General features: G+C 66.3%; 6 protein-coding genes. 4 read left to right on the top strand and 2 right to left on the bottom strand.

Translation table 11 applies throughout. The features are described 5' to 3' along the window. The first annotated feature begins 154 nt into the window (after nt 1-154). Nucleotides 155-733 carry a GNAT family N-acetyltransferase gene (locus tag ACM0PY_RS07800; protein WP_180886044.1) on the top strand — a complete coding sequence of 193 codons (579 nt, stop codon included), beginning with the start codon at nt 155-157 and terminating at the stop codon, nt 731-733. A 111-nt stretch (nt 734-844) separates the two neighbouring features. Then, entirely contained in the window at nt 845-2341 is a 1497-nt protein-coding gene (locus ACM0PY_RS07795; RefSeq protein WP_180886042.1) for a S10 family peptidase, read from the top strand. Between the two features lie 364 nt (nt 2342-2705). On the opposite strand, the gene ACM0PY_RS07790 is transcribed toward ACM0PY_RS07795, so the two are convergent. After that, nucleotides 2706-3827, bottom strand: a complete 1122-nt coding sequence (locus ACM0PY_RS07790; protein WP_014646691.1) for an inorganic phosphate transporter — start codon at nt 3825-3827, stop codon at nt 2706-2708. Nucleotides 3828-3840: 13 nt separating this feature from the next. Then, nucleotides 3841-4467 (bottom strand): DUF47 domain-containing protein, encoded by a 627-nt coding sequence (locus ACM0PY_RS07785; protein ID WP_004152833.1) that lies wholly within the window; start codon nt 4465-4467, stop codon nt 3841-3843. 292 nt (nt 4468-4759) lie between these two features. On the opposite strand from ACM0PY_RS07785, the gene ACM0PY_RS07780 reads away from it, so the two are divergent. Both ACM0PY_RS07780 and ACM0PY_RS07775 read left to right on the top strand, forming a co-directional pair. Further along, nucleotides 4760-6064, top strand: coding sequence for a hemolysin family protein (locus ACM0PY_RS07780; protein ID WP_005416017.1), 1305 nt, complete (start codon nt 4760-4762; stop codon nt 6062-6064). Continuing rightward, a complete protein-coding gene (locus ACM0PY_RS07775; RefSeq protein WP_005416016.1) occupies nt 6048-6707 on the top strand; it encodes an exopolysaccharide biosynthesis protein in 660 nt (219 codons plus the stop codon). The genes ACM0PY_RS07780 and ACM0PY_RS07775 overlap by 17 nt, the downstream gene beginning before the upstream one ends. The last annotated feature ends 16 nt before the right edge of the window (nt 6708-6723 follow it).

Here is a 6723-nt window from a genome sequence, read left to right as displayed (position 1 = left end):
GCCGGCCGCTGGCCGGCACCCTCGGCATCCGCGTGATCAGGGCAGATCCGCCGGCCAGCGGCCGGCACTACCGGTTCATGCGCCCTTGGCATTACGCCGCCATCGGCAAACCCGGCGGCGCCATAATGCGCGTCCATCCGTGCGGACCACCGTATTGGCCAGCCACTCGCTGCTGTTCCCCGACCTGCCGCTGCACAGCGCGCGGTTGGTGCTGAGCCCGATCCGCCGTGACGACGCGGCCGCGCTGTTTACGCTGCAGTCCAATCCCGATGTGATGCGCTGGTGGAATCATCCGGCCTGGACGCGACAGGCCGAGGCGCGCGAGCAGATCGACGATGATCTCGCAGCCCATGCCATCGGTACCCAGCTGAAGCTGGCCGTGCGCGAATCGCTGGAAGGTCCACTGCTGGGCATCTGCGTGGTGTTTGCAGTGGACCGCACTGCAGCCCGCGCCGAGATCGGCTACCTGCTGGCACCGGATCGCCAGGGCCAAGGCTACATGCACGAGGCCCTGCAGCAGGTACTGGCCTACCTGTTCGGCACCCTCCACCTGCACCGCGTGGAAGCCGAGATCGACCCGCGCAACGCACCCTCCGCGCACGTGCTCGAACGCCTGGGCTTCCGCCGCGAGGGGGTGCTGCGCCAGCGCTGGCGCATCCAGGGCGAGCTTTCGGACTCGGCCGTCTATGGCTTGCTGGCCAACGACGAAGCGGCAGCCGCCCTGCCCGCTTGACCCAAGCTGGCCAATCGCGGCCGCAACGCCGGGGCCATGCCTTTGGACACATACGGCATGGGCCGCCACCGGCCTAGCATCGGAATCCCCTTCCGCTGCCCACCCGGTGCCATGAAGTCCCTGTTGCACACTGCCGCGCTCTGCGTCGGCCTGCTCATCGCCCCAGCCAGCGTGCTGGCCGCGCCTGATGCCGACGCCAAGCCCGATCCGAAAGACGACAAGACCGAGGCACCTGCGTTGCCCGCAGACGCCTCGGCCCGCCAGAGCATGCGCCTGGCCGGCCGCACCCTGGACTACACCGCCACCGTCGGCACCCTGCCGGTACGCGATGCCAAGGGCAAGGTGATCGCCGACGTGGTGTTCACCGCCTACACGATGCCGGGCAAGGACCGGCCGGTGACCTTCGCGCTCAATGGCGGCCCCGGGGCATCGTCGGTCTACCTCAACATGGGCGCGATCGGGCCCAAGGTGGTGACCTTCGGCTCCGAGGGTGACAGCGCGTCGGCGCCGGCCACGCTGCACGACAACCCCGGCACCTGGCTGGACTTCACCGATCTGGTGTTCATCGATCCGGTCGGCACCGGCTTCAGCCGCGCGCGCATCGGCGACGATGAAGCGAAGAAGGCGCTGTACAACCCCAGCGCCGACATCGAATACCTGTCACGCTCGATCTACGACTGGCTGCTGCGCAACCAGCGTATGGCGTCGCGCAAGTACCTGACCGGCGAGAGCTACGGCGGCTACCGCGGCCCACGCATCACCCACTACCTGCAGACCCGGCTGGGAGTTGCGATGAACGGCCTGGTACTGGTCTCGCCGTACCTGAGCCCGACCCTGGAAGACAACGCCGATGTCTCGCCGATGGCGTGGATGCAGACCCTGCCGTCGATCGCCGCCGCGCACCTGGAGCGCCAGGGCAAGCTGACCGATGCAGCGATGCGCGACGTGGTGGAGTACACCCGTGGCGACTACGCCACCGCGTTGATGAAGGGCCGCAGCGATCCGCAGGCGACCGAGGCGATGCTGCGCCAGGTGACCGAACTGACCGGGCTGGACCCGCAGTTCGTGCGCCGTGCCGGTGGCCGGCTGGAAACCCAGGCCTACCTGCGTGAAGTGTTCCGCGACAAGGGCACGCTGGGCAGCCGCTACGATTCCAACGTGACCGCGTTCGATCCATTCCCGAACGATCCGGAGCAGCGCGCCAACGATCCGCTGCTGGACAGCATCATTGCGCCGACCACCACGGCGATGGTCGACTTCGTGACGCGCGTGGTCGGCTGGAAGGTGGATGCGCGGTACCAGGCGCTGAACTACGACGTGAACCGGCTGTGGGACCGCAATGGCGAGCTGCGCGATGGCGCGGTGACCCAGCTGCGCCAGGCCGTGGCGATCGACCCGCACCTGCAGGTGCTGATCGTGCATGGCTGGAACGACCTGTCGTGCCCGTTCATGGGTTCGATCCTGACCGTGGACCAGATGCCGACGATGGGCAGCAATCCGGACCGGGTGCAGGTGCGCAGTTATCCGGGCGGGCACATGTTCTACAGCCGGGCGGACAGCCAGGCGGCGTTCCGCAGGGATGTGCAGGCGCTGTTCCAACGCAATTGAGGACGGTCGGCCGGGCCTGCGGCCCGGCACCCGCTGACTGCAACGACAACTGCAACTGCAAAAGCGGGCATTCCTTGGGTTGGCGGAGCGGGTCCGGTTGCGGGGGACGCCGTAAACCCGTCCATGGGGGCTTGGTCGCGGCATCCATGCCGCTCACACCCCCGCAACCGGACCCACCCCGCCTTCGACAGTTTCCCGCTGCTGCTGGTGGGTGCCAACCGTTGGTCGGCACGGGATCGGATCCCTGTTTCTGCTCTGGTAGGTGTCGACCTTGGTCGACACGTTGTGTGCGGAAAAATTCTTTGCCCCTGAAAAAGCCCGCCGGTAGTCGGCGGGCTTTTTCGTGTGCACCCTGGCGTGGCGATCAGGTCCAGCCGAACAGCTCGAACAGCTTCAGGATCAGGTACGCACAGCCGCCGGCCGCCGGGATGGTCAGGATCCAGGCCCAGACGATGCGTTCGATCACGCCGAACTTCAGCGAACGCGGGTTCTTGGCGAAGCCGACGCCCATGATCGCGGTGGAGATGCTGTGCGTGGTCGAGACCGGCATGCCGAAGTGGGCCGCCAGGGTCAGGATGGTGGCCGAGCTGGTCTCTGCGGCGAAGCCGTGGATCGGGTGCAGCTTGACCATCTTGTGGCCCAGGGTCTTGATGATCTTCCAGCCACCCGAGGCGGTACCGGCAGCCATCACCACCGCACAGGTGAGTACGATCCACATGGCGATGCCGTCACCGGCGTGCGCGTCCGGGTGCATGAAGGCCAGCCAGGACGGAAGATCGTTCAGTGCGCCGGTGGCTTCGGCACCAATCAGGGTCATCGCGATGATGCCCATGGTCTTCTGCGCGTCGTTGTGGCCGTGGGCGAAGCCCATGTAGGCCGCCGAGGCGATCTGCGCCTTGCCGAAGAAGGCATTGACGATGCGCGGACGGGCCAGGCGGCCGATGGCGCCACCGATCTTGGCCAGGCCGGCGATCAGCGCCCACAGCAGCACCATCACCACGATGCCGAGCAGGAAGCCGGCGATCGGCGAGGTGATCATCGGCACGAACACCTTCCACAGCAGGCCCTTGTTCTGCGCCCAGCTGCCCAGGCGCTCCGACCAGATCAGCGCGTCCCAGTTGTTGTGGGCCGCGGCCAGACCGGCACCGCAGAGACCACCGATCAGGGCGTGCGAAGACGAGGACGGCAGGCCCTTCCACCACGTGATCAGGTTCCAGATGATGCCGCCCAGCAGGGCGCACAGGATCACCTGCGGAGTGACCTCGACCACGTTGGTGTTGAGCAGGCCCGAGGCGATGGTCAGCGCCACCGCCGTACCGGTCAGCGCACCGATGAGGTTCATGAAGGCGGCCAGCATCACCGCCCAGCCGGGCGAGAGCACCTTGGTCGCCACTACGGTGGCAATGGAGTTGGCAGTGTCGTGGAAGCCGTTGATGAACTCGAAGACGAGCGCGGCCAGGATCACCACCAGGACAAGGGTCAACATGCGGCGGCGTCCGTCAGCTGTTCTTCAACACGATCTGGTACGCCACCACGCCGGCCTCGCGGCAACGGTCGATGGCCTTTTCCAGGATCTCGAAGAATTCCTTCAGCAGGAACATCTGCAGGTTGTCCAGGCGACCGGAGTAGATGTCGCGGTACAACTCGAGCATCAGGCGGTCGGCCTCGTTCTCCAGCGAGCGCAGCTTCTCGTTCAGCGCGGTCATCCGGTCCAGGTTCATGTGGCGCAGGTCGGCCACCATCTCCACCACCACGCCGGCGGCCTGTTCCAGCATCGCCGCGCGCGGCGCGAAGTCGATGTGCTCCAGGTGGGTCGTGGCCAGCGAATAGCGATCGGCGAACTTCTCGATCTGCTTCGGAATCTTGTACAGGGCCGAACCCAGCGCTTCGATGTCTTCGCGCTCGATCGGGGTCATGAAGCTGTCCACCAGCGCCTGGCTGATCTTGTCCGAGGCCGCGCGTTCGCGCAGGCGGGCCAGCTTGAAGGCGTCCAGCGCGGGCTGGCGGTCGGCCTCGCGCAGCATGGAATGCAGCGCCTTGGCGGCATCGGAGGCCGCGACGGCAGCCTCATCGAGCAGGGTGTAGAACTGTTTGCCGGAACCGAAAATGGTCTGCAGAGAGAACATTGAGAAACCTGTCAGCCGTCGCGGGAAGGACGGCACCAGAGCGAATTATGACGGCTAGATGACCATCACGGGTATCCCCGCGCCCTTTCCGGGCTCTGGGACCCCCAACCTGAACAGGCGGTTGCCACCCTGCCACGCCCCTTTGCTAAGATGCCAGCGCGCCTCCGGGCGCACCTTATGGACGACGACCCTTATCCCCCTGCGCCGCGCCGGACCCTGTTCCTGAGCGCCTGCCGCCATCGCAAGCACCCGCCCTCCCTGCCACCAACCGGGGACGACGCCCGTGTTTGAAATGATCCTGATTGTCTTCGCGCTGGTTCTGCTGAACGGCTTCTTCGCCATGTCCGAGATGTCGGTCATGACCTCGCGCAAGAGCCGCCTGAAGCAGATGGCCGCCACCTCCAAGCGCGCCGCCAAGGCGCTGGAGCTTTCGGAGAAGCCGGAGAGCTTCCTGTCCACGGTGCAGATCGGCATCACCGTGATCGGCGTACTCACCGGCTACCTCGGTGGTGATGCGATCGGCGACGCGATCGCCGGCTGGCTGCAGGGCCTGATGCCCGGCTTTGCGTACGCGCGCGAAGTAGGTACCGCCCTGGCGGTCTCGCTGATCACCTTTATCACGCTGATCTTCGGCGAACTGGTGCCCAAGCGTCTGGCCCTGACCCGCTCCGAGGCCATTGCCGGCCTGGTCGCGATGCCGATGAGCTGGCTGGCCAGGCTGGCCCTGCCCTTCGTTTGGCTCCTGTCCAAGACCACCCAGCTGGTACTGAAGGTGCTGGGCCTGGGCAAGGACGAGGCCGCGCAGGTGACTGAAGAAGAGATCCGGATGCTGGTGGCCGAGAGCCACGAAGCTGGCGTGATCGACGCTCATGAGCGCGACATGATGAACCGCGTCATGCGCCTGGGCGACCGCACCGCCGACAGCCTGATGACCCCGCGCAACCGCATTGCCTGGCTCGACACCCAGGCCGGGCTGGAGCGCAATCTGGACATCATGGCCGAGCACGAGTTCTCGCGGTACCCGGTGTACCGCGACAACGACATGGACGTGGTCGGCGTGCTGGAGCTGAAATCGCTGGCCACGCGCATGGCGCGCGGCGACAACGCGCTGTTCCAGACCCTGCGCGAACCGCTGTACGTCTCCGAATCGACCCACGCGATGAAGCTGCTGGAGATCTTCCGCGAGGAGCAGCAGTCGATGGCGCTGGTGGTGGACGAGTACGGCGAGATCCAGGGCCTGGTGACCATCAGCGACCTGATGGGCGCCGTGGTCGGCCGCCTGCAGGCCGTAGAAAATGCCGACGAGGATGCGCTGGTGGTGACCCGCGAGGACGGCTCGCTGCTGGTCGACGGCTCGCTGCCGATCGAGGACCTGCGCGAGCTGATCGGAAGCAACGATCTGCCCGATGCCGAGGATGGCGACTACTACACGCTGGCCGGCATGTGCATCCACTACTTCGGCCGCATCCCGCACGCAGGCGAGTACTTCGACTGGGCCGGCTGGCGCTTCGAGGTGGTCGACCTGGACGGTGCGCGGGTGGACAAGCTGCTGCTGCGCACGTTGTCCGACGAGCAGGCCGATGAGCTCACCGCCTGAGGCCGGCCAGGGCCAGGGCGCTCAGCGCGCGGCCTACCGCAACGAGGGCATCCGCACCCTGCTGGAGATGTTCGCCTCCGGCGATCCCGCCGAGCACATGCCGCTCGGCCAGATCCTCAGCAACCTGCAGCAGAGCGCGTTCGGCGTGTTCCTGTTCGTGGCGATCCTGCCCTCGTTCATCCCGATCCCGGGCATGGGGGGGGCGGTCAGCGGCCCACTGGTGGTCCTGATCGGACTGCAGATGCTGTGTTGCCTGCGCCGGCCCTGGCTGCCCGGTTTCATTGCCCGACGCGGGCCGAAGCGCGGCACCATGCACCGCTTCCTGGACCGTATCGATCGCCCGTTGCGGCGACTGGACAGGATGCTGAAGCCTCGCCTGCCGCAGTTGCTGACACCGCTGCCCGCGCACGCCTTCAGCGGCCTGCTGCTGGTACTGCTGGGCATCCTGCTGTCATTGCCGATTCCGTTCACCAACTTCCTGTTCGGTTTCCAGCTGCTGCTGTTCTCGCTGGCGCTGCTGGAGCGCGATGGTGCATTGATGTTGTTCAACTGGATCGCAGCGCTGGTGGCGATCGCGTTCTTCGGCTTCAGTTCGGGGCAGCTGGTGGGCTATACAGTGGAACTTTTCCAGCGCTGGTTCTGAAGCGGCATCCGGTAGA

The organism is Stenotrophomonas sp. BR163 (assembly GCF_047520985.2).
Lineage (GTDB): Bacteria > Pseudomonadota > Gammaproteobacteria > Xanthomonadales > Xanthomonadaceae > Stenotrophomonas > Stenotrophomonas sepilia.
This window is presented reverse-complemented; position numbering and strand designations above follow the sequence as displayed.

Excerpts from the sequence above, each read along its gene's own strand:
- ACM0PY_RS07795 (WP_180886042.1), top strand. The coding sequence starts at position 845 with ATGAAGTCCCTGTTGCACACTGCCGCGCTCTGCGTCGGCCTGCTCATC.
- ACM0PY_RS07790 (WP_014646691.1), bottom strand. The coding sequence starts at position 3,827 with ATGTTGACCCTTGTCCTGGTGGTGATCCTGGCCGCGCTCGTCTTCGAG.
- ACM0PY_RS07785 (WP_004152833.1), bottom strand. The coding sequence starts at position 4,467 with ATGTTCTCTCTGCAGACCATTTTCGGTTCCGGCAAACAGTTCTACACC.
- ACM0PY_RS07780 (WP_005416017.1), top strand. The coding sequence starts at position 4,760 with ATGATCCTGATTGTCTTCGCGCTGGTTCTGCTGAACGGCTTCTTCGCC.
- ACM0PY_RS07775 (WP_005416016.1), top strand. The coding sequence starts at position 6,048 with ATGAGCTCACCGCCTGAGGCCGGCCAGGGCCAGGGCGCTCAGCGCGCG.